Origin of the sequence: Cytobacillus sp. BC1816 (assembly GCF_051353635.1) — a bacterium.
Lineage (GTDB): Bacteria > Bacillota > Bacilli > Bacillales > Cytobacillaceae > Cytobacillus > Cytobacillus oceanisediminis_C.
The window spans coordinates 2,089,642-2,115,569 of record NZ_CP195611.1; the positions used below are offsets into that span (position 1 = coordinate 2,089,642).

Consider the following 25,928-nt stretch of genomic DNA (forward strand, 5'->3'; position numbering starts at 1 on the left):
GATGGACAGGTCACTTAAGCTTTTTAAAAGTAAAACATTCCTTTTTCATTTCATCCTGATTATTGGGGCTGCAGCAATGGTTCTGCCTTTTTTATGGATGATCCTTACCTCGTTAAAGACGTATGCTGAGTCGATTCAAGTACCCCCGGTTTTGATTCCCGAAGATTTTCAATGGGGAAATTATAAAGAGGTATTTGGTCTCCTGCCCTTTTTCAAATTTATGTACAATACGGTAATTATTACAGTTCTTCGAACAGCCGGCCAATTGTTCTTATGTTCATTAGCTGCATATGCATTTGCCAGAATTGAATTTCCGGGCAGGAACATTCTATTTTTGTTAGCGCTTACTGTGTTAATGGTGCCTGGGCAAGTTTTCCTATTGCCGCAATATATGATTATGGTGAAATTAGGCTGGCTCAATTCTCTTCAAGCAGTCATTGTACCGGGATTATTCAGCGCGTTTGGCACTTTTCTATTGCGGCAGTTTTTTATGGGACTGCCTAAAGAATTGGAGGAGGCAGCCCGACTTGATGGCTGCAACCATTTCCAAATTTATTGGAGGGTGATGCTTCCGCTTGCAAAGCCGGGTTTAATCGCTCTTGGGATCTTTACAACACTCTGGAGCTGGAATGAATTGATGTGGCCGATGATTGTCAATAGTTCTCCTGAGTCTATGACTCTATCAGTGGGACTATCCTCACTTCAGGGGCAATTTTTGACCAATTACCCAATTCTAATGGCTGGATCTTTCTTAGCCATCCTGCCAATGCTGATCTTGTTTATCTTCCTGCAGAAGCAGTTTATTGAAGGGATTGCTGTTACTGGAGGAAAGTAAAAAGAAAATATTTTTTCGGATTCAAAACTCCTCTGTTGTTTGTCAATAAGTTTTATTTGAATCAACCTTAACCCAACAACCGATCATTGAGGAGTGTTTATTGGGGGTGGGCATTGGATTATGATACAAATAGCTAATTTCAGTCTTTTGTCGAAAATGCCCATTAATTGATAACATATGTAATGGGTTGTTGGGTTGACAGGGTAACTTTAAATGGTATAATTTAATTAAATTTTCAAATAATTATTGTTGCTAAAGAACAAACTGGAGGAAATGGATTCAATGAAACAATTGCAGCACGATAGTATTATCCCGCTTTACCATCAGCTTAAAGAGATATTAAAGGATTCGGTTGACAATGGTAATTGGAATACTGGAGACAAAGTTCCTTCTGAAAATCAATTAATGGAAGAGTATGGGGTAAGCAGGAATACAGTAAAAAAAGCGATCGAAGAGCTTGTTCAGGATGGGGTTTTGTATAGAATCCAAGGCAAAGGCACTTTTGTTTCAAAGCCGAAGTTTCAGCAGCCATTAATGGGTTTTTATAGTTTTAGCAAAGTCCTTAAAGAGCATGGAATGAATCCTAAAGACATTATTATAGATATTCGGGAAGTTAAGCCTGGTGCCAAAATTAAAGAAGGGCTGCAAATGAAAAATGACAGCAATGTTATTGAATTAAAACGCTTGAGATGTGCGAATGACGAACCCTTTATTCTGGAATCATCGTTTTTTACAAAAGAGACGGTACCTGATATGACCAAGTTAAATGAAATTGGTTCGATATCACTATATGATTTGCTCGATCAGCAATTTAATGTTGTCGTTACGCGAGCAAAAGAAGCTTTTGAACCAGTTCTAATCCGGGCAGATGAGAGCAAGTTTCTTCAGACCAAGGAAGGTCTTCCTGCATTACTATTAGAAAGGACAGCATTTGATAAAGAAGGAAAGCCTGTAGAGTTTTGCCGATCTATTGTCCGCGGTGACCGATGCCGTTTCTATACTGAACTGACTTAAAAGGTTTTTAAAGACTCATAGTGTCAAGGCTATGAGTTAAATTTTCCGCTAACTTGTACCAACAACCCATCTTCCCGTAGATGGGTTGTAAGACGATTATTAAAAACATCCAGATAGGAGTAGAAATATGACAGTATTAGTAGCTGACATCGGCGGTACAAAAATCGCAGCTGCCTTTGTTTCTGATAAGGAAAAGACATTAAAACAACGAGTACAGGCTGCTAGTGTATCACTTGATGCAAATGGGTTATTTGATTGTATACTTGCCCTGTTTTTCCGAATAATGGAAGCTGAAAAACTAAAACCTGAAGAAATCAGCTTTATTGGATTGGGGATTCCAGGAAAAGTGGATTCAGTTTATGGGCTTGCTGTTTATCAAAATAATCTTCCATGGAGGAATTTTCCTCTTAGAGAAAAGCTCAAGATATTTTTTCCTAATGCAGAAATAGTGATGGATAACGATGTTTATATGGCAGCTTATGGTGAGTGGACTGAATGGAAAATGGCAAAGGAGACTTTTGCCTATGTAACGATTAGTACGGGTATTTCCTCATGTCTGCTATCTGAAGGTAAATTTCTGCGTGGAGCAGGAATTGCTGGAGAGATCGGACTCACTCTATTGGAGAATGGTGATGAACTCATAAGCTTAGAGAATCTTGCTTCAGGAACTGCCATTGGAGTAAAAGCGAAGAAAATGTTTAACCCGAGATTTACCGTTGCTGACGCTATGGACCTATATCATCGTGAAGACCTTCAGGCGTCTGAGATTATTTATAGTGCTGCAAGGTGTATTGCTAGGGGATTACATCAGCTCTTTACCATAGTCGATCCACATTTAGTCGTAGTTGGTGGAGGGGTTATTATTAACCAGCCTGAATTCTTTGGCCTTATAAAACAGGAACTTAAAAATCTAGTGCAAAACCCGCTTCAGGAGGGGATTGAAAAAAGGGTGCATTTAAGCAAGTTAAAAGCGGATGCCGGATTATTTGGCTGTCTGTATCGAACTTCGGTAAAAAGGATGGGAGACAGTCCTTTATAAGAAAGTTAATAGATAACAAGAATGGAGTGAATTCCTATGGGATCAGTAAAGAATTTACACATAGAAGAACTAAAAGGCGCGCAGCACACTGTACAAGAAATTCTTCAACAGCCGGAACTCTGGCTTCAGACAGTTAGTATTATCGAAAATCAAAAAGCAGTCATTAAGGATTTTATCAGTCAAAAGCTAATTGCCAAACAGGCACGGATTATTTTTACTGGAGCAGGTACATCAGCATATGTTGGGGATACTTTAACACCTCATTTAAGAAAAGAACTCTCTTATCAAATTGACTCAATTTCGACCACGGATATTGTTACAAACCCTCTGAATTATTTGAAGCCAGAAGTTCCCACTGTTTTAGTCTCTTTTGCCAGAAGTGGAAACAGCCCTGAATCAATTGCTACTTACAGCTTGGCTAAAAAGCTGATCAACAATGTTAGCCAAATAATCATCACATGCAATCCAGATGGGCAGCTTGCAAAGGAAGCTGGAAATGACGAAAATTCTTTGCTCCTTTTAATGCCGGAAAAGGCAAATGACAAGGGGTTTGCGATGACAAGCTCTTTTAGCTGTATGTACCTTTCTGCTCTCCTTATTTTCCAGTTAGATCGATTCGAATTGTTAAAGAAAAAAGCAGAAGCTGTTTCCAAAAACGCTGAGAGCATTTTAACCACGAAATATGAAACCTTAAAAAGTATTGTCAGCCTCAATAAGAAAAGAGTTGTGTATCTTGGTTCGTCAACTCTAAAAGGCTTGTCGCAGGAGGCGAGCTTAAAGCATCTGGAGCTTACTTCCGGGAAGATACCAACATTTCACGAATCGGTACTTGGGTTTAGACATGGCCCGAAGTCACTGGTGGATGACGAAACCCTGATTTTCGTTTTTATTTCCAATGATCCTTATACAAGAAAATACGAGATTGATTTATTGCAAGAGTTAAAGAATGATGGCGGCAGTAAAACAGTGGTAGCAATTGCAAATACCAGTGATGAAGATATTAATGAATTATGTGACTGCGCTTTTATTCTTCCGGAGCAGGAGAATATTCACCTGGAAGACCACTTGATTGCGTTGAATTACTTAATCATCGCACAGTTATTTGCGTTGTTTAACTCCATCCGCCTGGGGGTGACACCTGATAATCCTAGCCCAACCGGAATGGTTAATAGGGTTGTTAAAGGAGTTAACATATATAACTTTTAAAAAAGAGGGGGAATACAAAGTGCCAAACATCTTATTGACTCGAATTGATAACCGGCTTGTCCATGGTCAGGTAGGTGTTACCTGGGTTAATCACCTTGGGGCTAACCTCATTGTTGTAGCTGATGATGAGGTAGCTGAAGATGAAATACAGCAAGACTTGATGGAAATGGTAGTCCCTGATGCAATCGGTGTCCGCTTTTTCTCGATTCAGACAACTGCAGACATTATTCATGATGCATCTGAAGACCAATATATTTTCTTAGTAGTTAAAACTCCTCAGGATGTCCTGAGGCTTGTCGAAGGAGGTGTTCCGATCGAAAAAGTGAATATTGGAAATATGCACTATTCTGAAGGGAAGACACAAATTTACTCCACCGTTTCTGTTGATGAAGCTGACAAAGAAGCATTCCGCAAACTAAAAGAACATGGTGTGAAACTCGAAGTGCGCCGTGTTCCTGATGAAAGGCCAGATGACATTTATAAATTCCTTTAAGGGAAAGGATGGTGTGAAGGATGGATCAGGAAATATTGCTTCAGGCATTGTTGATTGCCATATGGGCTGGCATTGCCGGCATCGACTTGTTTAATGGTTTGTTACACATTCACCGCCCTATTGTAACTGGAGTCATCGTTGGGTTAATTCTAGGCGATTTGCCTACTGGTGTGATGACCGGGGCTGCAATTGAATTAGTATGGGCTGGAATGGTACCGCTTGCAGGAGCTCAACCTCCAAATGTAGTTATTGGCGGAATAATTGGTACAGCATTTGCAATTTTGACTGGGCAAGATCCTCAAGTTGCAATCGGAGTTGCTGTTCCATTTGCCGTTGCAGTCCAGGCGTGCATCACATTAATGTTTACAGCCTTTTCACCTGTCATGCATAAAGCAGATAAATATGCAGAAGAAGCAAATACAAAAGGCATCGATAGGATTAATTACCTGGGAATAGCAACTTTATTCGTTTTCTATTTTGTGGTTGCATTCCTTCCAATCTACTTTGGAGCTGAGGCAGCCAAGAATGTAGTCGAATCACTTCCAGCTTGGCTCATTGCAGGTCTTGGTACGGCTGGCGGGATGATGGCAGCCATTGGTTTTGCCATGCTTTTAAAAATTATGCTGAAGAAACAGTATATTGCCTATCTTATCGTCGGATTCATTCTTGTTACCTATTTGCAAATGCCTATTATTGCTGTCGCGCTAATCGGTCTGGCAATTGCTATGTATGACTTTTATAAAACATCTGGCGGCCAGGGGGCTGCTATGAGGGGAGCGAGAGGCCGTGGCATCTGAAAATGCAGCCATTGAACCGAAAATATCTGCTCAGGTAAACAATCCTGAAATTTATGAAGATCCTTCAACCGAACAGGTGATTACAAAGAGAGATCTAAACAAACTGGTATGGCGCTCATTATTACTTCAGGCATCTTTCAACTATGAAAGAATGCAGGCTGCAGGCTGGCTATACTCTATCCTTCCAGGACTAAAGAAGATTCACAAAAATAAGCAGGACCTAAGTGAGTCTATGAAAAGCCATATGGAATTCTTTAATACCCATCCCTTTCTAGTTAACATCATTATGGGGATTGTTCTCGCAATGGAAGAAAAGAAGCAGAATCGGAACACCATCCGGGCTATACGTGTTGCCATGATGGGTCCGCTGGGCGGCATCGGGGATGCACTGTTTTGGCTTACGCTTCTGCCCATTTGTGTTGGTATAGGTGCTTCACTGGGGGCAGATGGAAATCCGGTAGGAGCACTTGTGTTCCTTGTTATCTTCAATGTCGTCCATTTTGGTCTCCGCTTTGGTTTAATGCGATATGGCTATTATGCCGGGACAAATGCTATCAGCTCATTAAAAGAAAACACGAAGAAAGTTTCTCATGCTGCCTCAATAGTGGGATTGACAGTGGTTGGGGGGCTGATTGCCTCTTTTGTGCAGATAAAAGCAAATCTTGTCATTCATGCAGGAAAAGCTGAAATTGCCCTGCAGGAAGACTTACTTGATAAAATCATGCCAAACATACTCCCGTTAGGCTATACCTTATTAATGTATTACTTACTGAAAAGAGGCTTGTCCCCGGTCATTTTAATACTGATTACAGTCGTAATTGGCATAATTGGCAAGATACCATTCCCATTTGGCACTATTCTTTAAACAGGAGTGAGGAGGAAAAAAATGAATGGAATAATTGTTTCGGGCCATGGCTCCTTTGCTTCGGGTCTTCACTCTTCAGTTAAATTGATTGCAGGGGACCAGCCCAATATAGAGTATGTTGATTTCTTGGAATCAGATTCTACATCAGATCTGGAAATCAAGCTTAAAGCAGCTTTATCAAACTTAGAGGGCTGCAATGGAGTACTTGTTCTGTGCGATCTTGTGGGAGGCTCTCCCTTTAAATCCGCTGTTTCTCTAACAAATAAGCAACAGGATGCTGCTGTTATTGGCGGTGCAAATCTTGCAATGATCATTGAAACTGCAATCATGAAAAATAATTTATCCTTTGACGAACTAAAAGAAATGGCCATTACTTCTGGAAGAGAAGCGATAAAATGTTTCCAGAAATCTGATCGCCTCAAGAGAGATGGAGCAGGTATTTAATGGAGGCTATTTATGCAAGTACAATCTATTGCCCTAACAAACGGATACATTCAGGATTTGTGGTTTATGAGAATGGATTAATAATGGATATTACGGAAGTGAAACCAGACTGCCAAATACATGATTTCTCGGGATTTTCCGTTATCCCAGGCCTTATTGATATTCATATCCATGGCATTTCAGGGAATGACACGATGGATGCAGCGCCGGAAGCTTTGCAGGCGATTTCTATATCACTTGCAAGGCATGGGGTGACTTCCTTTTTGCCTACTACTCTTACCCACGATTTTGAGAAAATAAAGGCTGCCGTTAGCGAGATTGGCAGACAAATAGGAAAGACAGCCGGAGCCGAAATCCTCGGTTCGTATGTTGAAGGACCTTACTTAACCGCTGAGCACAGAGGCGCGCATCCTGTGAATTACATGCGAGAAATATCCATGACAGATATTGATGAGTTAATTAAAGCATCCCAAAATACGATTAAAATTCTAGCGTTGGCACCGGAAAAGAAGATGGCTTTAGAGGTTATTCCCTATCTGAAAAATTTGGGAATTCTTGTCTCACTGGGACATACCAATGCAGACTATGAAACTGCCAATCTTGCAATAGAAAGTGGGGCTAGTATATCGGTTCATACCTTTAACGGAATGCGTGGATTCACCCATCGTGATCCGGGATGTCTTGGAGCCTTCCTGACAAATGACCATATTTTTTGCGAGTTGATAGCTGATCTGGAACACGTGCATCCAGCAGGTATTCAACTGCTTCACAATGCAAAAGGTGCAGACCGGATTCTATTAATTAGCGACAGTATGGTCGCAGGGGATTTGCCGGATGGGAAGTATAAGCTTGGAAGTATAACTGTCAGAGTAAAAGACGGAATAGCCAGAACAATGGAAACTGGATCCCTGGCAGGCAGTACTGCAAATTTAATGAGCTGCTTAAGAAACACAAAGGAGGTTCTAGGAATGCCGCTTGAATCCATTTTGCCGATGGCTACTTTAAATCAAGCTAAATTGCTGGGTGTTGATCATGAGATCGGCACCATTGAAATTGGAAAAAAGTTAAATGCAGCTGTGATAGACGATGCATTCAATGTAATAGCCACCTTTGTTAATGGAAAAGTTGCTTTTATGGAGGAGAAAATAAATTGAGTAAAAAAAACATTGTAAACACCATTGATATGTTCCGAAAAGCGCAGCAAGAAGAATATGCGATTCCTGCCTTCAATATCCACAACCTTGAAACATTCCAAGTGGTGGTGGATACTGCAGCGGAATTGAACTCACCTGTCATACTGGCTTCCACACCAGGTACCATTTCTTATTCCGGCGGTGACTATTTGGTGTCAATTGGAAATGCTGCAGCAAAAAGATATGAGATTCCGATTGCACTCCACCTTGACCATTTTGAGAGTTTTGAAGAAATCAAGAAATATATTGAATTTGGTTTTAAGTCTGTGATGATCGATGCCTCCCATCATCCCTTCGAAGAAAATGTCAAGATTGTAAAGGAAGTTGTCGATTATGCCCATGAATATGGGGTCTCTGTTGAGGCTGAATTAGGCCGCCTAGGGGGAGTAGAAGACGACCTCGTTGTGGATGAAAAGGACGCTAAGTTTACCAATCCGGAGCAGGCTGGAAAATTTGTGGAGTTAACCGGAATTGACTCTTTGGCAGTTGCTATTGGAACTGCACATGGATTATACAAGGGTGAGCCTAAAATTGATTTTGATAGGCTGGATGAGATCCGCTCCATGGTTTCTATTCCTCTCGTCCTTCATGGGGCTTCCGATATTCCGGATACAATGGTGAAGCGAACAATAGAACTTGGTATTTGCAAGGTAAATATTGCAACAGACCTAAAAATCCCATTTTCTAATGCGGTCAAACAATACTTTACCGAGAATCCAGATGCAAATGATCCCCGAAAATATATGACTCCAGGCAAAGAAGCCATGAAGAAGGTAGTCGAGGAAAAAATACTTATGTGTGGCAGCAATGGAAAAGCCTAGCATTTTAACCGTTACCCTTAACCCCGCTTTAGATACTTTCTACCGCCTAAAGTACCTAAAGACCGGAGGAAGCACACGTACGAAAAGTCCCCTTAAAACTGCAGGAGGAAAAGGACTGAACGTTACAAGGGTGTTGAGCATTCTTGGAGAACGTGTGACGGCAACCGGTTTTTTAGGCGGAAGTAACGGAAACTTTATTCGGAATGAATTGGCAAAGCTGGGTGTGCGTGATGAATTTGTTCAGATTGCTGGTGAAACAAGGCAATGTCTGGCCATAATTGACAGCAGAAACAACCAGACAGAAATTCTTGAGGAAGGGCCTTTTATTTCCGGTTTGGAGCAGGAAGAATTAAGGCAGCGCCTGCGCATCCTAATACCTGAAGCTCAAATCCTTATAGTAAGTGGTTCACTGCCCCTTGGAGTATCGTACAGCCTCTATCAATGGATGATAAAAGAAGCTAAAAATCATGGAGTTAAAGTTCTTCTGGATACCAGCGGGGAGGCACTAGCCGAATCTCTGCCCTATGGACCTTATTTAATCAAACCTAATCGTGAGGAACTTGAAGGGCTTCTTGGCCATCCCTGCCGGGAAGAAGCAGAAATCTGGAAATCGATGAAGAAGCTAGCTGAGAATGGTATAGAGGTTGTGATTGTTTCAGACGGTGAAAGGGGATCATTCGTTCATTATAAAGGCGAACGGATGAAAGCTGCAACTGCAGAAATTCGGACAGTTAGCGCTGTGGGGTCCGGAGATTCATTTATTGCAGGTTTTGCCGCTGGACTTTCAAAAGGATATACAGTGAAGGATACCCTGATCCTGGCTTCTGCTTGCGGCTCAGCAAACGCAATGGAAGAGAGGACTGGATATATAAATCTCCAAAATTTGAATACGTTGATTGAACAAATTTCAATAAACTCAACTTGGTCAGGCAGTTTATAAAATTTTTCAAAAGATCGCGGAGGTGCCGGATATTGTTAAGAAAGCGAAATAAACTGAAAAGATTTGCCTCAATATTTCTTTCATTCCTACTGGTCATATCGCTTATTCCAGTCAGTGCAGCTAATGCTGAAGAAAATTCAGATACTTCTTCCATCGGCAAAGTTAGCGGGATACAAAAAGAAGGCAGTGATATTTATCTTGATTTCTCTTCTGGACAAGGAATTAAATTAAGCTTTCTAAAAGACAATGTTTTCAGGCTTCACCTGGATCCGAGCAGTGAATATCCTGAATACCCAACACCTAACAAGCCTGACCATGTGACTAAAATCGTGGATAAAGATAAAAACGACTACCAAAAAGAATATGGAACTGTAAACGTAAAGGTAAAAGAAGATTCCGATTTTTATAGGATATATACAAAGATATTGGAACTAAAAATCTCCAAAACGGACTCCAAAATGAACCTGATTAATAAACATAATAACAAGGTTATCTGGAGTGAGAAGGAGCCGCTTTCTCTTGAAGCGAATAGAGCAGTTCAGACACTTAATACAAAAGATGATGAATACTTTTACGGTGGAGGACAGCAAAACGGCTACTACTCTCACAAAAATAATAAAATTAATATCTCCATCGGAGGTGGATGGGATGCAGGTGCAGCATCAAGCCCTGTTCCGTTCTACTTGAGCACTGAAGGATATGGAGTGATGAGAAATACGTTTAAGCCAGGTGTCTATGACTTTTCTAAAAATGCAACTTTTTCACATGAGGAAAATAGATTTGACGCCTATTATTTTGTTGAAGACTCCATTCCGGAAATTATTAACGAATATACCGAGCTGACTGGAGAAGCAGCATTAATGCCGGAATATGCGTTTTATTTAGGGCACGCAGATTGCTTTAATGGCACTCACAACGGCCATAAAGACCAGAGAACCCTCCTTGGCAAAGGCTTAGATACATTAAATCAATATGTGGCGAAGGATATGCCTCTCGGCTGGTTTTTGCCGAATGACGGTTATGGCTGCGGCTATGGTGGATTAGAGAATTTAGAGAAATTTGCGGATGAAGCAAATGAGAAAGAGGTTGAAGTTGGCCTCTGGACACAAAGCAATTTATACCCAGACCCAAGCCTGCCTGAGGATAGCCCATTGCGCAGGGATCTTGATGGTGAAGTGAAGGCTGGAGTAAGAGCTGTTAAAACGGATGTTGCATGGGTAGGACAGGGCTATTCCATGGCACTTAACGCAACACGCCAGGCTGCTGAAGGAATTGAAAAGCAGGAAAACTCAGGCGGAGCGCGCCCGTTTGTGATTAGTCTCGATGGATGGGCAGGCACCCAGCGTTATGCTACCCTTTGGTCTGGTGACCAGTATGGAGGGGAGTGGGAATACATTCGCATGCATATCCCAACATACATTGGAGCGGGATTATCCGGCAATCCGAATGTTGGATCGGATATGGATGGTATTTTCGGAGGAGATCCGGTCATCCAGACAAGAGACTTTCAATGGAAGGCTTTCTCGCCAATTCAAATTGATATGGATGGATGGGCGTCATCCGGAAACGATTACAGCAAATCCAAAAATCCGTGGAATTATGGAGAACCTTATACTTCCATAAACCGCATGTATCTGAAGCTAAAAGCCCAAATGATGCCTTACATTTATACAATTGCAGAAGAATCCACTTCCACTTCTATGCCTTCTGTCCGGGGAATGATGCTGGAGTATCCGGAAGATCCATTTACGTATAGCACTGATACACAGTATCAATATATGTGGGGGCCTAATTTGCTGATAGCGCCTGTCTACAATGAAAAGGATCATGCGGCTGGCGTAAGAAACGGGATCTACTTACCGGATTCTGAACAGGTTTGGATTGATTATTTTACGGGTGAGCAGTATCAGGGCGGAGCAGTTTTAAATAACTTTGACGCCCCATTGTGGAAGACACCGGTCTTCGTGAAAAATGGAGCAATCATCCCATTGGCTCCTGAAAACAACTCGATTAATGAGCTGGATGGATCTGAGAATCGAATTTTTGATATATATCCAGCAGGGAAATCTGAATTTACTCTTTATGAGGATGATGGTAAAACAACTGACTACAAATCTGGGAAGAATTCAAAAACCAAGATTTCATCTGTCGCAGCAAATGATAAAGTGAAAATTACCGTTCACAAAGCTAAAGGAAAAGGCTACAAAGGAATGGTCAAGGAAAGAGGAACCGAGGTCCTCGTTAATACTCGAAAGCAGCCTGAATCTGTAACTGTAAAGGTTGGCGGCAAAAATATTAAATTGCGAAAAGCTTTAACAGAGGAAGAATACAGGCGCTCGGAAAATGTTTATTTCTACAATGAAAGTCCGGATCTTAATAAATATTCAACGGAAAACTCTGAGTTCGCCAAAACAAAGGTAACTACTGCACCAAAGTTATTTGTAAAGATTGCGAAAACAGATATAACCAAGAATAAAGTGATGCTTACGGTAAATGGATTTAACAACACGCAAGAGAAAGAAGTAAAAGATATAGAAGTACCTGATGTGCCTTCTGGACTCAGAGCCGCAGATGAAAATATTACAGATAAAAGCATAAAACTTAACTGGACTAAAGTTGAAGGTGAGAATCTTTCCTATGACCTTAAAATAAATGGAATGATATACAAAAATGTTTATTTGGAAAAAGAAAATGAGAACCCGTTTTTCGAGCACGATGATCTAAATTTTGACACAGAATACAGGTATAGTATACGGGCAGTAAATACAAAGGGTGCATCAGACTGGAGTGATGAAATAACTGTAAAAACTAAGCTTGATCGATTCAGGAACGTTCCGAAGAATATGACAGCCAGTGCCTCGAGCAATCAGCCTGGGAGCGAGGCATCAAGAGCAGTAGACGGAGATGAGAAAACACAATGGCATACAGCTTGGGGGTCAGGAAACGTTCTTCCTCATACGTTTGAGATTGATATGAAGCTTGCCTATCAATTAGATAAGCTGGAGTATGTACCTAGACCGGATGCAGGGAACGGAACAATTCTTAAGTATGACCTGGATGTCAGCCTTGATGGTAAGACATACAAAAATGTTATTAGCGATGGGACTTTTATTAGGAGCAATGAGACAAAAACGATTCAATTCAACGAAGAGGTAACTGCACGGTATATCAAATTAACGATTAAGGATGCTGCGGGGAAATTCGGATCTGCACAGGAATTCAGGCCTTACAAAAAGGATAAAACTGAAGGAATTGTAGTCGGTGAAAACATACCTAATGGTGCCATCGACGAAGAGGATCTGCTTTTCTTTGCCAGTTATATGGGTGTGGACACCACAGATACTTCTTGGGATCAGGTGTCCAAAGTTGATATTAACTATAATGGCGTGATTGATTCATATGATTTAATGTATGTAGCAGGACAGCTTGGTGAGACAGAGCTCCAGCCGACTAAGCGTCCTGCAGCAGGACTGCTGAGCATTCGGCCTGATAAGCAGCAATTAAAAGCAGGGGAAGAGTTTACAGTAGAGATAATAGGTGCAGGGATGAAGGATATTAATGCTTTCAATCTTGAACTTGAAATTGATCCAAATAAGTATGAAGTTGTAAAAGAGTGTTTAGAAGGATCTGATTGTGGCGGGAGAATTGCCAACTCCTCTAACTCTACCGAAAATATGCTGAATTATTCAATTCTTGCTGGAATAGGCAATGATAAGCAACGAATTATGGCTGCTTTTTCAAACAAAGGCTCTCTTGAAACGTTAGAAGGCACATCAACTCTGGCAGCCATTAAGCTAAAAGCGAAGAAAGATTTAGAGTTTGATATACCGATTACGAGATCATTGCTTGTGAATACAAGCTTTGATACCATCGATGAAATTGGTCAGGTTTTAAAGCCTGGAGAAGAGCCTGGTGAAGTCGAACAGCCGGAAGAGCCGAAGGAACTGCTTTTGACCGCACGGGATATCGCCGTTTCTGGTGAAGCAGATAAAATGCAGGACGGGGCCGAAGCCTTCCTGCGGTTAATTGACGGTGAAATAAGTGAATCTTCCCTGGCGGAGCTAAAGTGGAGCATTACGGAAGCTGATGGTATTTCTCTTCCATTAGAGGTTGATTTCAGCTTTAAAAGTCCTGCAGAACTTACCAGATTTGAAGTATTTAACAGACCGCTTTATACCAATGGGAAAATCAAAGTTCTCCTTGCAAAAGCTTATGATGAAGAGGGGAATGAGTATGATTTGGGCAGAAAGGAAGTCGGGTCAAGCGATAAATCTGTAACCTACGATTTAGCTGAACATACTCAAATTCCATCAGGCAAAAAAATGGTTAAAGTCAAAGTTATATTTGAAGAATCTCATAGTGGACCTTTAATGCTATCTATTGCTGAACTGCAATTTTGGATGAAGAACAGCTCGTATTAAGTGGAATAGAATTTAGGTATATGAAAAGCCATGGATATTACAGCCATGGCTTTCTAATTTGCAGAGCTTGCCCTGTAAAAATAAGTTCACAACTGTAGATTTATAGATAATGTTTTCCTGGCAGGAACTGCGCTGAATCTAAAAAAAGGTAATGGTTTAATATTAAATGTTATGTCTTTTCATGGAAACTACACCAATGAATAGTCATATTTTTTAGCTGATCGTTATTTACGGTCAGCTTTTTTAAATATTTTTTTGTGTGTATATTGATAATTTTCTGTAAATTAACTATAATTTTAATAAGATTAGAACCGATGGTTCTAATATAGAGACAAAATGATTTCATATTGAATGAAAGGTGGATTTTACATGAGGGTTGCGACAGATATTGGGGGAACTTTTACGGACCTTGTCTACGCAGATAATAATGGTAACTTCGGTATGGCAAAAGCACATACAACCCCTTCTAAATTCGAAGAGGGGGTCATGAATGTACTTCAAAAAAGTATGATCAATCCTGAAAGCATTGAAATGTTTATACATGGGTCAACAGTCATCATAAATGCTTTGACAGAGCGGAAAGGTGTCAAGGTTGGCCTGATCTCTACCCAAGGAACTAGAGATGTTCTTGAAATCGCCAGAGGAAATAGACCGGATTTATATAACTTCCGGTATCAGAAGCCGGCACCGTTTGTGGAAAGGTATCTCCGGATGGAGGTTGAGGAGAGATTAAATTTTAGGGGAGAAATTATATACCCATTAAATGAAACACAAATTCCATCAATTATTGAGTATTTCAAAAAGGAGAAAGTGGAAGCTATTGCTGTTTGCTATTTGCACTCATACATCAATCCCGTACATGAGGAGAAGACAGTAGACTTAATTAAGCATTTATGGCCTGAAGTATCGGTTACGGCATCATACGAAATTACAAAAGAATGGCGTGAATATGAAAGAACAAACACAACAGTGTTGAACTCATATGTTAAACCGATAGCAGCCTCATATATTGATCAGCTTAATAAAAAAATGATGAATTATGGCGTAAACAGCAGGCCTTATATTATGCAATCAAACGGTGGGGTCACAACTTTTGAAAGAGCAAAGGAAACGCCAATAAATATGGTGGAATCCGGTCCTGTAGCAGGTATTTATGGGGCTGCGGTTCTTGGCGAAATATTGGGAGAGGAAAACATTATAGCCTTTGATATTGGAGGTACTACAGCTAAATGCTCTTTAATTACCAATGGAAATGTAAAAATTACAACTGATTATTATATTGAAAAAAACGAAAAAACAGCAGGATATCCTGTTAAGGTGCCTGTAGTTGATATTGTTGAAATTGGTAATGGCGGCGGTTCTATAGCTTGGATCGATTCTGCCGGTTCATTAAAAGTAGGTCCGAAATCTGCTGGTGCTTCTCCAGGGCCTGTGGCGTATGGAAAGGGAGGAGAGGATCCAACGACCACAGATGCCAATTTAATTACCGGGCGTCTCTCAAAAGATAACTTTGATTATGAAGTAGACGTTGAAAAAGTAAAGAAAGCAATTGAGAAAAAGGTTTCCTCACACTATGATCTTTCATACGTAGAAGGAGCTATGGGAATTATTGATATTGCAAATTCGAATATGCTTAATGCATTGAAATTAATTTCAATCCGAAAAGGACATGATCCGAAGGACTTTACCATGATTGCTTTTGGCGGTGGCGGTTCTATGCATGCTGCCGCTCTGGCAAAAGAGTTAGGTGTAAAGAAGGTCATTGTTCCCGTTGCTTCGTCTGTTTTTTCTGCCTGGGGAATGTTAATGACAGATTTGCGCCATGATTATATCCAAACGCATATCAAACAGTTAGATGGAATCAATTTAGAAGATATCAATCTGCGATGGGATAAAGTCACAAATCACGCTTATAGCCAATTTATAGAAGAAGGAATGAAAGAAGACCAGATCGTCTTTAGCCGTTTTGTGGACATGCGTTATTTAGGGCAGGAGCATACAGTAAAAGTGCCAGTCACCAACATGGATTGGACTGAAGAAAGCATAACTGAAATAATCGAACGTTTTCATGATCTTCATGAACAGAATTACACTTTTAAACTGCCTGAAACTCCTGCTGAAATAGTTAATTTACATCTCACGGGATTTGGAAAAGTGGATAAACCTGTTCTCCCAACATTAAAAATAGAAGGTAAAACGGTTAATTCGGCTTTAAAAGAAAATAGACCTGTTTTCTTTAGAGATTCAGGCTGGACATCGACAGCTGTATTTTATCGGAAGGATATGGAACCAGGGATGAGAATTGAAGGACCAGCAATCATCGAGGAACAGTCTGCAACAACGCTAATCTATTCTGGCCAGTCCATTGAAATGGACTCTTACGGAAACTTGATTATTGATACAGGGGTGAAATAAATGTTGTCATCAGAAAAAACCAAAGTGAACCCTTTTACACTAGAGGTTATAAAAGATTCACTTATGTCCATTGGGGATGAAATGTTTCTTGCTCTTGCGAGAACTTCAATGAGCCCCATTATTTATGAAGTACTAGATTACGCCTGTGGTCTTACAAATGCGAAAGGACAATTAATAAGCCAAGGAAACGGTGTTACTAGCTTTATCGGAATGTTAAGTCCAATGGTTCAGCATGTTATTCATAGATTCAATAATGGCAAGGATCTAAAAGAAGGGGATATCGTAATTATCAATGATCCATATGTTGGGGGAGGATCACATCTATCTGATGTAGGGCTGGTAATGCCTATATTTTATCAAGGTGAAATAGTAGGATTTGCCGCTAATAAGGGGCATTGGACAGAAGTTGGCGGAAAGGATGCCGGTTCATTTACCAGTGATTCAACAGAGATTTATCAAGAAGGTCTGCAGCTTCCGGGAATTAAACTTTTTGAAGAAGGTACAGTTAATCAAGCAGTAGTGGATATCATTTCATCAAACGTCCGGCTTCCAGAATTATCTCTGGGTGATATGTGGGCCCAAGTAGCTGCCTTGCGGACAGGAGCAAAACGTTTTGAGGAACTATGTAATAAACATAATAAACAATTGGTGATTTCAGCTATTGATGATCTATTAAAGCAAGGGGAGCTGCTGGCAAAAAAAGAATTGGAATCTCTTCCAAAGGGAGAATTTTTTGCTGAAGATTTTATTGAAGGAGATAGCTCAAAAGGCGGTCCATATCCCATAAATGTGAAAATAATGATTACTGAAAATGAGTTTATATGTGATTTTCGGGGAAGTCATCCTCAGGTAAATAATCCTGTCAATTGTTCATATTTTGGTTTACTTGCAAGTGTAAGAGTGATGTATTTGGCAATAATCAGACCCAAGCAAAATATTAATGAAGGTGTATTTAACCCATTAAGAATAATAACCGATCGAGGTTCTATTGTTTCAGCAGAACGTCCAGCGCCAGTATCTATGAATTTTGAAGGGCGTATTGGGGGTGCAGACCTGATTTGGAAGGCACTTGCGCCACATCTGCCAGATCGATTAACAGCGGGGCATTTATTATCCGTGTGCTCAGTGGTTTTATCAGGCAATCATCCGGAAACTAACACTCCATTTCTCATTGTTGAACCTTCGGTTGGGGGATGGGGAGCAGGAGCGGGACAAGATGGCCAGCGAGGGCAGTTTTGTATGGGAGATGGTGAAACCTATAATATCCCCATCGAGGTTGCTGAAAACAGATATGGTGTTCTTGTCAATGAATATAGCCTCCGCTGTGATGGAGCAGGAGCTGGAGAATATATTGGAGGATCAGGAGTTGTACGTTCTTACCAGTCATTAAGTGATAATCAAAAGCTTTCTGTAAGTTTTGGCCGGCATAAATTTGCTCCATGGGGAATGAATGATGGAGAGGAAGGCTCTTCAAACTATGTTGAAGTTATTACACAGGATAGTGAATCTGTAGGTCCTTTTGGAGTATCAGCAAGGTATCCGATTAATAAAGGAGATATTGTAAAACTGGTAACTGCGACAGGCGGAGGCTATGGGAATCCTTTAAAGCGTCCTGCAGAAAAAGTAGCCAGGGATGTAAAGAATGGCTATATTTCTATTCAGCAAGCCAAGGAGAAATTTGGTGTCTTAATCGATCCGGATACTTTTAATATCCAGGGTTTAACACTCGGTAGATTAAGTGCTAATCAATAACGAGCCCGGATCCGGTAAACCGGATCCTTCTAAAAAGATTTACTTATTTTTCTAAAAATTCCTTATTGTTAGAATCAAAATCCTTATTGTATAATAACTACGCAAAAGAAACACTGTTTCTGAAAAAGAGACAATAAGGAGAGAAATTATTTATGTCACTTAAAACGTTAGATAACTCATTAGAACTCTTACAATACTTTACCAGAGAAAACCCATCATGGGGAGTAAGAGAGCTTGCAAAAGAGGTAGGCATTAGCCATTCCATTGTTTACCGAATTTTATCATCCTTTGAAAAGTATGGGTTTTTAGTGCAAGACCCTATTTCTAAAAAGTATGAACTAGGATTTCGTTTTATAGAATTTGGTCAGATTGTGAAAGAAAATTTGCGTCTATCCGATTTTGTCTATCCAATTATGAAGAGACTTGCTGAAAAGGTAGAGGAATCTGTTTTCTTAACGTGGCTGGATAGAACGGATGGTGTAACTGTAGAGATAGCAGAAAGCTCTCACAAAATTAAATACGAGGTCTCAATGGGAACAAGAACCCCCTTGTATGTAGGGGCATCCTGTAAAGTTATCATGGCTTATCTTCCTAGAGAAAAGCAAAAAGAGATTATTAGTAACGGACTTACGGCTTTTACAAAGAACACCATTTTAGACGAGGAAAAGCTGTTCAATGATTTGGACGAAATAAAAGCTAAGGGTTGGGGATATTCTGTTGGAGAATTTTCTGAATCAGTTTTTGGTTTAGGGGTTCCTCTTTTCAACAGAGAAAATGATATTATTGCTTCTTTGACAATTTCTGGTCCAGAATATCGTCTTCCTGAAAAGGACCTCGAAAGTTCATTGGCCATTTTGCAAAGGGAAGCTGAAAAAATACAGCAATACTTGAAGCAATATAATAGTCATTATAAATAAAATCACCCAGAGTAGGCATCTTGCTAATAATAAATGAGGAGGATGTTTATGGATATTAATAAAACAGAAAATAGGGAGCATCCAACGATCTTTGATCCTATTATTTTATCAATGATACTGGCAACTGCAGTAATAGGTGCTATTATTGGAGTTCAGCTAATTACATCTCTAGGCATATCAGCCAATACTTCAATAATTGGTGCTATCTTTGCCATGCTGATAGCGAGAATTCCTATTAAAATGTTCTTAAAGTTTAAATCCGTACACAGGCAAAATTTAGTTCAAACTTCTATTTCAGCAGCCACATTTGGAGCAGCCAGCAGTTTAATTCTGCCAATTGGAATTCCATATGTTTTAGGAATGACAGATTTAATTATTCCCCTATTTATTGGTGTTACTTTAGCGATGTTTGTAGACGCTATTCTATTGTATAAATTTTTTGATACAAAAGTTTTCCCGGCAAAAGAAGCATGGCCGCCAGGTATTGCCACAGCTGAGTCCATCAAGGCTGGAGATGAAGGCGGAAAGCGGGCTAAGCTATTAAGCATTGGAATTGTTATTGGAATTGCAGGCTCAATTATAAAAATTCCTATGTCAGCGTTTGGTGTAGCTTTTATAGGTAATATTTGGGCTTTGACGATGTTTGGAATCGGGTTGTTACTAAGCGGTTATTCTACAGCATTATTTGGTATTGAGCTTAGTGAATATTATATTCCCCACGGGTTTATGATAGGTGCCGGAATAGTTGCACTATTTCAAGTTATAGTCCTTATCTTTCAAAAGAAAAATTCAAATATACCTATTGGGAAAAGCAAAAATGAGATAGCAGCTGCTTTAGAAGAAATTCCTTTTTCAAGAAATGTAAAAGATATTAAGCAAGCATTCGGATATGGATTTATAGCCTACCTTGCAATTGCCCTTTTTCTAGCTTTAATGGGTGGGCTTTTAACTGACATGTCCCCTGGTATGATGATTGGCTTTTTACTGTTTGCAGCCATTTCAGCTTTCGCCCATGAGCTGATTGTTGGGATTGCAGCTATGCATGCCGGCTGGTTCCCTGCATTCGCTGTTGCATTGATCACTTTGATTATTGGAATTATCATTGGCTTTCCAGCACCAGCACTTGCCCTTTTAGCAGGATTTAGTGCTTCAACTGGAGTTGCATTTGCCGATATGGGATATGATTTGAAAACTGGTTATATACTTCGAGGAAATGGTAAAGATCTTGAATTTGAAAGAAAAGGAAGACAGCAGCAGCTATATGCAGGATTGCTGGCTTTTTCTGTTGCTTCCATCGTCGTGTTATTAACCTATGAAAATTATTTTTCACAGGGCTTAATTCCTCCAGTTAATCACGTGTATGCAGCAACTATTGAATCAGGTGTATCCGGTGATATAGCTGCTCAGCTTTTCCTATGGGCTATTCCGGGGGCACTCTTACAATTATTAGGCGGTTCAAAAAGGCAGATGGGGATTTTATTTTCCACTGGCTTATTGTTAGTTAACCCTATTGCAGGGTGGGCTGTGTTAGCGGGTATTCTAATAAGATTTTTAGTTTTAAAGTGGAAGGGCAAGGAAGCAGAACTGCCTATGACCATTTTAGCTGCAGGTTTTATTGCGGGGGATGCTTTATTCAGCTTTTTTAATTCTATCTTTAAGGTGGGAAAATAATATAGTTTATCTAATAGAAAATACTAACTAAGATTTAATAGAAATCAAATTTATTGCGCCGGATTTTGAGGGATTTTAAATATTAGTACGGAATGTTAAAAAGAGCTCTTCCTTTTTCGGATTAGCTCTTTTTTATGTTCTGTGGAAAAATATACAGAATAGGTAGGTATAGTTTATGAGAGAGGTATCACTATGAGAAATAGAATGTCTAGGCTTTTGAATTAATTAATTATTTTAATTTAGTGTAATTTTCTAAAAATTAATTGACAGTGGTCAATAACCCTTTTATAATCAACCTAACAATCGTTAGGTGGTGAGAAAATGAAACAGAAGTTAATTGATGCTGCTCTTGTTCAATACTCTTTACATGGTTATGACGGAGCAACGATGAGAAAAATCGCAAATGAGGTGGGAATCAAACCGGCTTCCATTTATTTCTTTTATAAAAATAAAAATGAATTGTTTATAGCTGCTTTTCAGCAATTGCTGGAAAATCACTTCACCAAAATGAAAGACATTATAAATGAAAACATGGGCAAGCATGATAGCGAGATCTTTACAGCACTGCTACATGGAATTGTAGACCATCATAAGGGAGATAAAGAAGGAACAAACGCTTACATTTCATTGGTTACATCGCCGATCCCAGAAATTCATACTTATCTAACCAAGCATATGCTCCAATTTAATGCTTGGTTATCAAAATCCCTTGAACAAGCCCTAAAAGCTAGTTATCCATCTATTACCCAAATTGATATTGAGAGGACAGTAAAAAAATATGTTCTTCTTGGAAATGGCGTTTTTTGGGGAATCAACTTATATGAAGGTGAGGATTTTAAAGAGCAAGTTGAATTAGCTGAGGAATTAATGATGTCTATATTAGAGCAGCTGGATCAAAGGTACTCTGAAAGTTCTTAATAGTGTGCTTTTGGAAAAGGGGGAGTATGGAAATTGAGTGATAGGAATAAGCAGCCTTTAGTAAAAGATTATGAACGTGAACCAGTACCGCAGGATCAGCGGAAAGGATGGGGACGATTATCCTTGGTGTGGCTAGGAGGTATCATTGCATTATCAGCAACCGCTCTTGGTGGAGCGCTTGGTTCTGGGCTGCCATTTAATGAAGCAATTATCGCCTCCTTCATTGGGTGTTTTCTGCTTGCAATATTAAGTGCTCTTTGCAGTGTGGTAGGGGCAAAGACTGGTTTATCGACACCTTTAGTTTCTATGTTTGCTTTAGGAAGGTATGGCTCCTATGCTGTCTCCATCATAATTGCGATTGCTTTGTTTGGGTGGTTCGGGGTCCAGCTTGATTTATTTGGTTCAACTTTACATAACGTGATTAGAGATGTCTTCAGCGTTAGTGTCCATCCTAAAATCCTTATTGTTGTTGGCGGGATACTAATGACGTCTACTGCGTTTATCGGTTACAAGGCTATCGAAAAGTTAAGTATTGTATCAGTTCCATTACTGGGAATTTTGTTAGTGGCTTCACTCATTAAAGTTATTAATGAAAGGTCACTTAAAGAAGTTTTAGAGACTTCTATTATAGGTGAACCTTTGACAATCGGACTCTCCATTTCTCTTATTATTGGATCTCTGGCAACTGGAGCAATTATTGGTCCTGATATATCCCGGTATGCCCGTTCTGTAAAGGATGCTGTGATTTCTTCATTTGTTGGCTTTTTTGGCGGGTTTAGTGTAGTCCTGATCATTGCAGCGATTCTGGCAAAAGCGACAGCAGAAGTGGATATTGTTGCAATCATGCTAGGTTTGGGATGGGGCACCTCTGCCATGTTAATTCTGATCTTAGCCCAATGGACAACAAATGATAACAATCTATACTCCTCAGCATTGGGTTTTTCAGTTGTTTTTAAAAAGGTGCCTAAATATGTGTTAACCATAACTGCCGGTTTTATTGGGACTTTGATGGCTGTAGCAGGGATATATGATAGTTTCATTCCTTTTCTAGTCTTTTTAAGCGCACTCATCCCACCAATAGGCGGAATATATGTCGGGAGTTTCTTATTAAACAGCAAAAAATTTAACTATGAAAATTTAGCAAATGTACCAAATGTAAACCCAATTTCAATCATAATCTGGCTAATTGCCTCATTAGCTGCTTTTATAACAACACCAAGCCCGAATGGGTTCGGGCTATTCTCGATAACTGGCGCTTCAGGATTGGATGCTTTTCTAGTGGCGTTTGTTCTTCAATTATTGGCAAGCAGTGTTAAAAAAAATAAGGAGAAAGAACACCAGGAAGATACTCAAAGGAGGATTCTAGGATGAGATATATCGGTAAAGAAGAAATCGAAAACATTGCGATCGGAGCTGCCCTCTTAGGTACTGGCGGAGGAGGGGACCCTTATATTGGGAAATTAATGGCCCTTCAGGCAATTGAAGAATATGGTCCTATTAAACTATTAAGTCCAGATGAGATACCGGATGATGCTCTTGTAGTCCCATCAGCTATGATGGGTGCACCAACTGTAATGGTTGAAAAAGTGCCAAGTGGAGAAGAGGCCCTTTCTTCTTTTGAAACAATTAGAGAATACATGGGGAAAGATGTATATGCCACCATGCCAATTGAAGCAGGAGGGGTAAACTCTCTGCTGCCTCTTGCTTTAGCTGCAAGATTAGGTTTGCCTGTTGTTGATGCGGACGGTATGGGACGCGCTTTCCCTGAGCTGCAAATGGTAACGTTCTATCTGGATGGTGTCTCGGCAACTCCGATGGTTCTGTCAGACGAAAAAGGAAATGATATTCTTCTAAACACTATAAATAGTGTTTGGGCAGAGAGAATTGCGCGGTCTGCTACGATTGAAATGGGTGGATCGGTCATGTTAGCCATATATCCGATGGACGGGAAAACGGTCAAGCAATCAGCCATTCATCATTCATTAACATACGAAGAGGAAATTGGAAGAACCATTCGTAATGCAAAGATTAATAACCTGAACCCCATTGATGAAGTTCTTAAAATAACAAAAGGCTATAAATTATTCAACGGGAAGGTTTCGGACATTAATCGCAGGACACAGGAAGGGTTTGCGAAGGGGAAGGCGACCATTGAAGGGTTAGGTGATTATAAGTCTAATGAATGCTTCCTTCATTTTCAAAACGAACATCTTCTTGCAAAAACAGATGAAGAGATTCTCTGCGTTACACCAGACTTAATAGCCGTACTTGATTCAGAAACCGGGTTGCCGATTACGACAGAAGGGTTACGATATGGGGCTCGCTGTGTGATTATTGGCATACCATGTGACCAAAAATGGCGCACGAAAAAAGGAATAGAAGTTGCCGGTCCCCGTTATTTTGGTTATGACTTGGATTTTAATCCTATTGAGCAGCTGATGGGTAAGGAGGTACGAAAATAATGAATTATCGTATTGGAATTGACGTAGGCGGTACTCATACAGATGCAGTTCTCCTGGATGAACACTTTAGAGTAGTTGCTGAAGTAAAATCACCTACAACAGATGATGTGAGCAGTGGAATTTATCAGGCCATGAGGGAAGTTGTGGAAGTATCTAAGGTACCTGTTGAAAATATTAAGTATGCGATGTTAGGTACCACTCATTGTACGAATGCGATTGTAGAAAGAAAACGGCTAAATAAAGTAGCCGTCATCCGTATAGGTGCACCAGCAACTTTAGCGATAAAACCATTAGTAGGTGTACCAGATGATCTTCGAGAAATACTGGGCAAGCATGTGTTTATGGTTCGAGGGGGTCATGAGTTCGATGGTCGTGAAATTGTAGAATTAGATGAACAGCACATATACGATATTGGAAAAGATCTCAGAGGAAAAGTGGACTCCATTGCGATCACATCTGTATTTTCACCCGTATCTAGTGAACATGAAAAAAGAGCATCCTCTATTCTTCGTGAGGTTGTTGGTGAAGATGTCCCTCTCTCTTTATCTCATGAAATTGGCAGTGTCGGGTTACTGGAAAGGGAAAATGCAACCATACTCAATGCAGCCATTGTAGACGTAGCCAGGACAACGGCTCAAGGATTTGTAAATGCACTGGAAAAAGAGGGGATTCACGCTAAAGTTTTCTTTGGACAAAATGATGGAACGTTAATGTCAGTAGAATATACGGTGAAATACCCAATTTTAACGATTGCTTGCGGGCCTACGAATAGTCTGCGGGGGGCTTCATACCTAACAGATCGAGCAGATTCTATTGTGGTGGACGTTGGTGGAACAACCACAGATGTTGGGGTACTGGTCGACTTCTTCCCGCGTCAATCCTCATTAGCGGTGGAGCTTGGGGGAGTGAGAACAAACTTCCGTATGCCGGATATCGTATCGATTGGGCTTGGAGGCGGTACGATTATCCGGCTTCAGGAAGATGGGAAGTTCCAAATTGGGCCAGATAGTGTTGGATATCTGCTTCGGGAGAAAAGTCTTGTTTTTGGCGGGGATACGTTAACGGCAACAGATATTGCCGTTGCTTTGGGTAAAGCAAAAATAGGAGATGTGAAGCATGTCGCTCATTTAGAACAAAGTTTACTAAAGAGAATTTATGAAAGAATGGTTGGAATGGTTGAAGAAACCATTGATAAGATGAAAACCAGTAACGAACCTGTGCCCGTCATTCTGGTTGGGGGTGGGAGCGTCCTATTGCCTGGAGAACTGAACGGGGCTTCAGAAGTCATTAAGCCTCAAAATTCCGGTGTCGCTAATGCCATAGGATCTGCAATAGCTCAAGTCAGCGGGCAAATTGAAAAAGTCTTCTCTGTCGATGAGCTAGGAAGAGAGAAAACACTTGAAGCAGCCAAGGAAATGGCGCGTCAAGAAGCGATAATAGCAGGTGCAGACCCGGAAAAGTTATTCATTGTAGACTTTGAAGATGTTCCTCTTGCCTATCTGCCAGGGAATGCCACAAAAATCCGTGCAAAAGCAGCGGGGCCTTTAGCACTTATGTAATTAAAATAATGAGTAAGTTTGAAGAGATGTTCTAATACAGAGCATCTCTTTTAATTGGATTAGAAAATTAGTTGATCATCATAAACCAATCCTTGACCAGTGACAGCCGATATGTTACCATGTGGTAACATGTAAGATGTGTTACCATTTGGTCACATGTTAAACT

The 25,928-nt window shown here is 40.2% G+C and carries 20 protein-coding genes; all 20 read left to right on the forward strand.

Going from position 1 to position 25,928, the window contains the following annotated elements; translation table 11 throughout:
• The first annotated feature begins 1 nt into the window (after nt 1).
• The 20 genes from ACR42H_RS10830 (at nt 2) to ACR42H_RS10925 (ending at nt 25,762) form a co-directional block, all read left to right on the forward strand.
• A complete protein-coding gene (locus ACR42H_RS10830; RefSeq protein ID WP_436376080.1) occupies nt 2-835 on the forward strand; it encodes a carbohydrate ABC transporter permease in 834 nt (277 codons plus the stop codon).
• A 282-nt stretch (nt 836-1,117) separates the two neighbouring features.
• On the forward strand, nt 1,118-1,849 hold the full coding sequence (locus ACR42H_RS10835) for a GntR family transcriptional regulator (protein WP_113884068.1): 732 nt from the start codon (nt 1,118-1,120) through the stop codon (nt 1,847-1,849).
• A gap of 127 nt (nt 1,850-1,976) precedes the next feature.
• Nucleotides 1,977-2,888 carry an ROK family protein gene (locus tag ACR42H_RS10840; protein WP_436376082.1) on the forward strand — a complete coding sequence of 304 codons (912 nt, stop codon included), beginning with the start codon at nt 1,977-1,979 and terminating at the stop codon, nt 2,886-2,888.
• 36 nt (nt 2,889-2,924) lie between these two features.
• Nucleotides 2,925-4,094, forward strand: a complete 1,170-nt coding sequence (locus tag ACR42H_RS10845) for an SIS domain-containing protein (protein WP_113884066.1) — start codon at nt 2,925-2,927, stop codon at nt 4,092-4,094.
• 19 nt (nt 4,095-4,113) lie between these two features.
• Nucleotides 4,114-4,587, forward strand: a complete 474-nt coding sequence (gene agaV / locus ACR42H_RS10850; RefSeq protein ID WP_113884065.1) for a PTS N-acetylgalactosamine transporter subunit IIB — start codon at nt 4,114-4,116, stop codon at nt 4,585-4,587.
• Between the two features lie 20 nt (nt 4,588-4,607).
• Entirely contained in the window at nt 4,608-5,384 is a 777-nt protein-coding gene (agaW, locus tag ACR42H_RS10855) for a PTS N-acetylgalactosamine transporter subunit IIC (RefSeq protein ID WP_436376084.1), read from the forward strand.
• Entirely contained in the window at nt 5,374-6,249 is an 876-nt protein-coding gene (locus ACR42H_RS10860; RefSeq protein ID WP_113884063.1) for a PTS system mannose/fructose/sorbose family transporter subunit IID, read from the forward strand. Before agaW ends, ACR42H_RS10860 begins: the two co-directional genes overlap by 11 nt.
• A gap of 21 nt (nt 6,250-6,270) precedes the next feature.
• Nucleotides 6,271-6,693: a PTS galactosamine/N-acetylgalactosamine transporter subunit IIA gene (gene agaF, locus ACR42H_RS10865; RefSeq protein WP_113884062.1), complete on the forward strand. Its 423-nt coding sequence runs from the start codon at nt 6,271-6,273 to the stop codon at nt 6,691-6,693.
• The gene (nagA, locus tag ACR42H_RS10870; RefSeq protein WP_436376087.1) at nt 6,693-7,847 is read left to right on the forward strand and encodes an N-acetylglucosamine-6-phosphate deacetylase; all 1,155 of its coding nucleotides are present in this window, start codon (nt 6,693-6,695) and stop codon (nt 7,845-7,847) included. The genes agaF and nagA overlap by 1 nt, the downstream gene beginning before the upstream one ends.
• Nucleotides 7,848-7,876: 29 nt before the next feature.
• The gene (locus ACR42H_RS10875) at nt 7,877-8,707 is read left to right on the forward strand and encodes a tagatose bisphosphate family class II aldolase (RefSeq protein ID WP_243856101.1); all 831 of its coding nucleotides are present in this window, start codon (nt 7,877-7,879) and stop codon (nt 8,705-8,707) included.
• On the forward strand, nt 8,694-9,647 hold the full coding sequence (gene pfkB / locus ACR42H_RS10880) for a 1-phosphofructokinase (protein ID WP_113884059.1): 954 nt from the start codon (nt 8,694-8,696) through the stop codon (nt 9,645-9,647). The genes ACR42H_RS10875 and pfkB overlap by 14 nt, the downstream gene beginning before the upstream one ends.
• A 32-nt stretch (nt 9,648-9,679) precedes the next feature.
• Complete coding sequence (locus ACR42H_RS10885; RefSeq protein WP_436376089.1) at nt 9,680-14,068, forward strand: discoidin domain-containing protein; 4,389 nt, start codon at nt 9,680-9,682, stop codon at nt 14,066-14,068.
• Nucleotides 14,069-14,437: 369 nt separating this feature from the next.
• Nucleotides 14,438-16,483 carry a hydantoinase/oxoprolinase family protein gene (locus tag ACR42H_RS10890; RefSeq protein ID WP_436376091.1) on the forward strand — a complete coding sequence of 682 codons (2,046 nt, stop codon included), beginning with the start codon at nt 14,438-14,440 and terminating at the stop codon, nt 16,481-16,483.
• Entirely contained in the window at nt 16,484-18,235 is a 1,752-nt protein-coding gene (locus ACR42H_RS10895) for a hydantoinase B/oxoprolinase family protein (protein WP_436376092.1), read from the forward strand.
• A gap of 152 nt (nt 18,236-18,387) precedes the next feature.
• Nucleotides 18,388-19,152, forward strand: coding sequence for an IclR family transcriptional regulator (locus tag ACR42H_RS10900; RefSeq protein ID WP_436376094.1), 765 nt, complete (start codon nt 18,388-18,390; stop codon nt 19,150-19,152).
• 48 nt (nt 19,153-19,200) lie between these two features.
• Nucleotides 19,201-20,823: an OPT/YSL family transporter gene (locus tag ACR42H_RS10905; protein ID WP_436376096.1), complete on the forward strand. Its 1,623-nt coding sequence runs from the start codon at nt 19,201-19,203 to the stop codon at nt 20,821-20,823.
• A gap of 321 nt (nt 20,824-21,144) precedes the next feature.
• Nucleotides 21,145-21,741 (forward strand): TetR/AcrR family transcriptional regulator, encoded by a 597-nt coding sequence (locus ACR42H_RS10910; protein ID WP_436376098.1) that lies wholly within the window; start codon nt 21,145-21,147, stop codon nt 21,739-21,741.
• Between the two features lie 33 nt (nt 21,742-21,774).
• Nucleotides 21,775-23,112, forward strand: a complete 1,338-nt coding sequence (locus tag ACR42H_RS10915; RefSeq protein WP_436376100.1) for a purine-cytosine permease family protein — start codon at nt 21,775-21,777, stop codon at nt 23,110-23,112.
• Nucleotides 23,109-24,203 (forward strand): DUF917 domain-containing protein, encoded by a 1,095-nt coding sequence (locus tag ACR42H_RS10920; protein WP_436376102.1) that lies wholly within the window; start codon nt 23,109-23,111, stop codon nt 24,201-24,203. The genes ACR42H_RS10915 and ACR42H_RS10920 overlap by 4 nt, the downstream gene beginning before the upstream one ends.
• A complete protein-coding gene (locus ACR42H_RS10925) occupies nt 24,203-25,762 on the forward strand; it encodes a hydantoinase/oxoprolinase N-terminal domain-containing protein (protein ID WP_436376104.1) in 1,560 nt (519 codons plus the stop codon). Before ACR42H_RS10920 ends, ACR42H_RS10925 begins: the two co-directional genes overlap by 1 nt.
• Nucleotides 25,763-25,928: the final 166 nt, after the last annotated feature.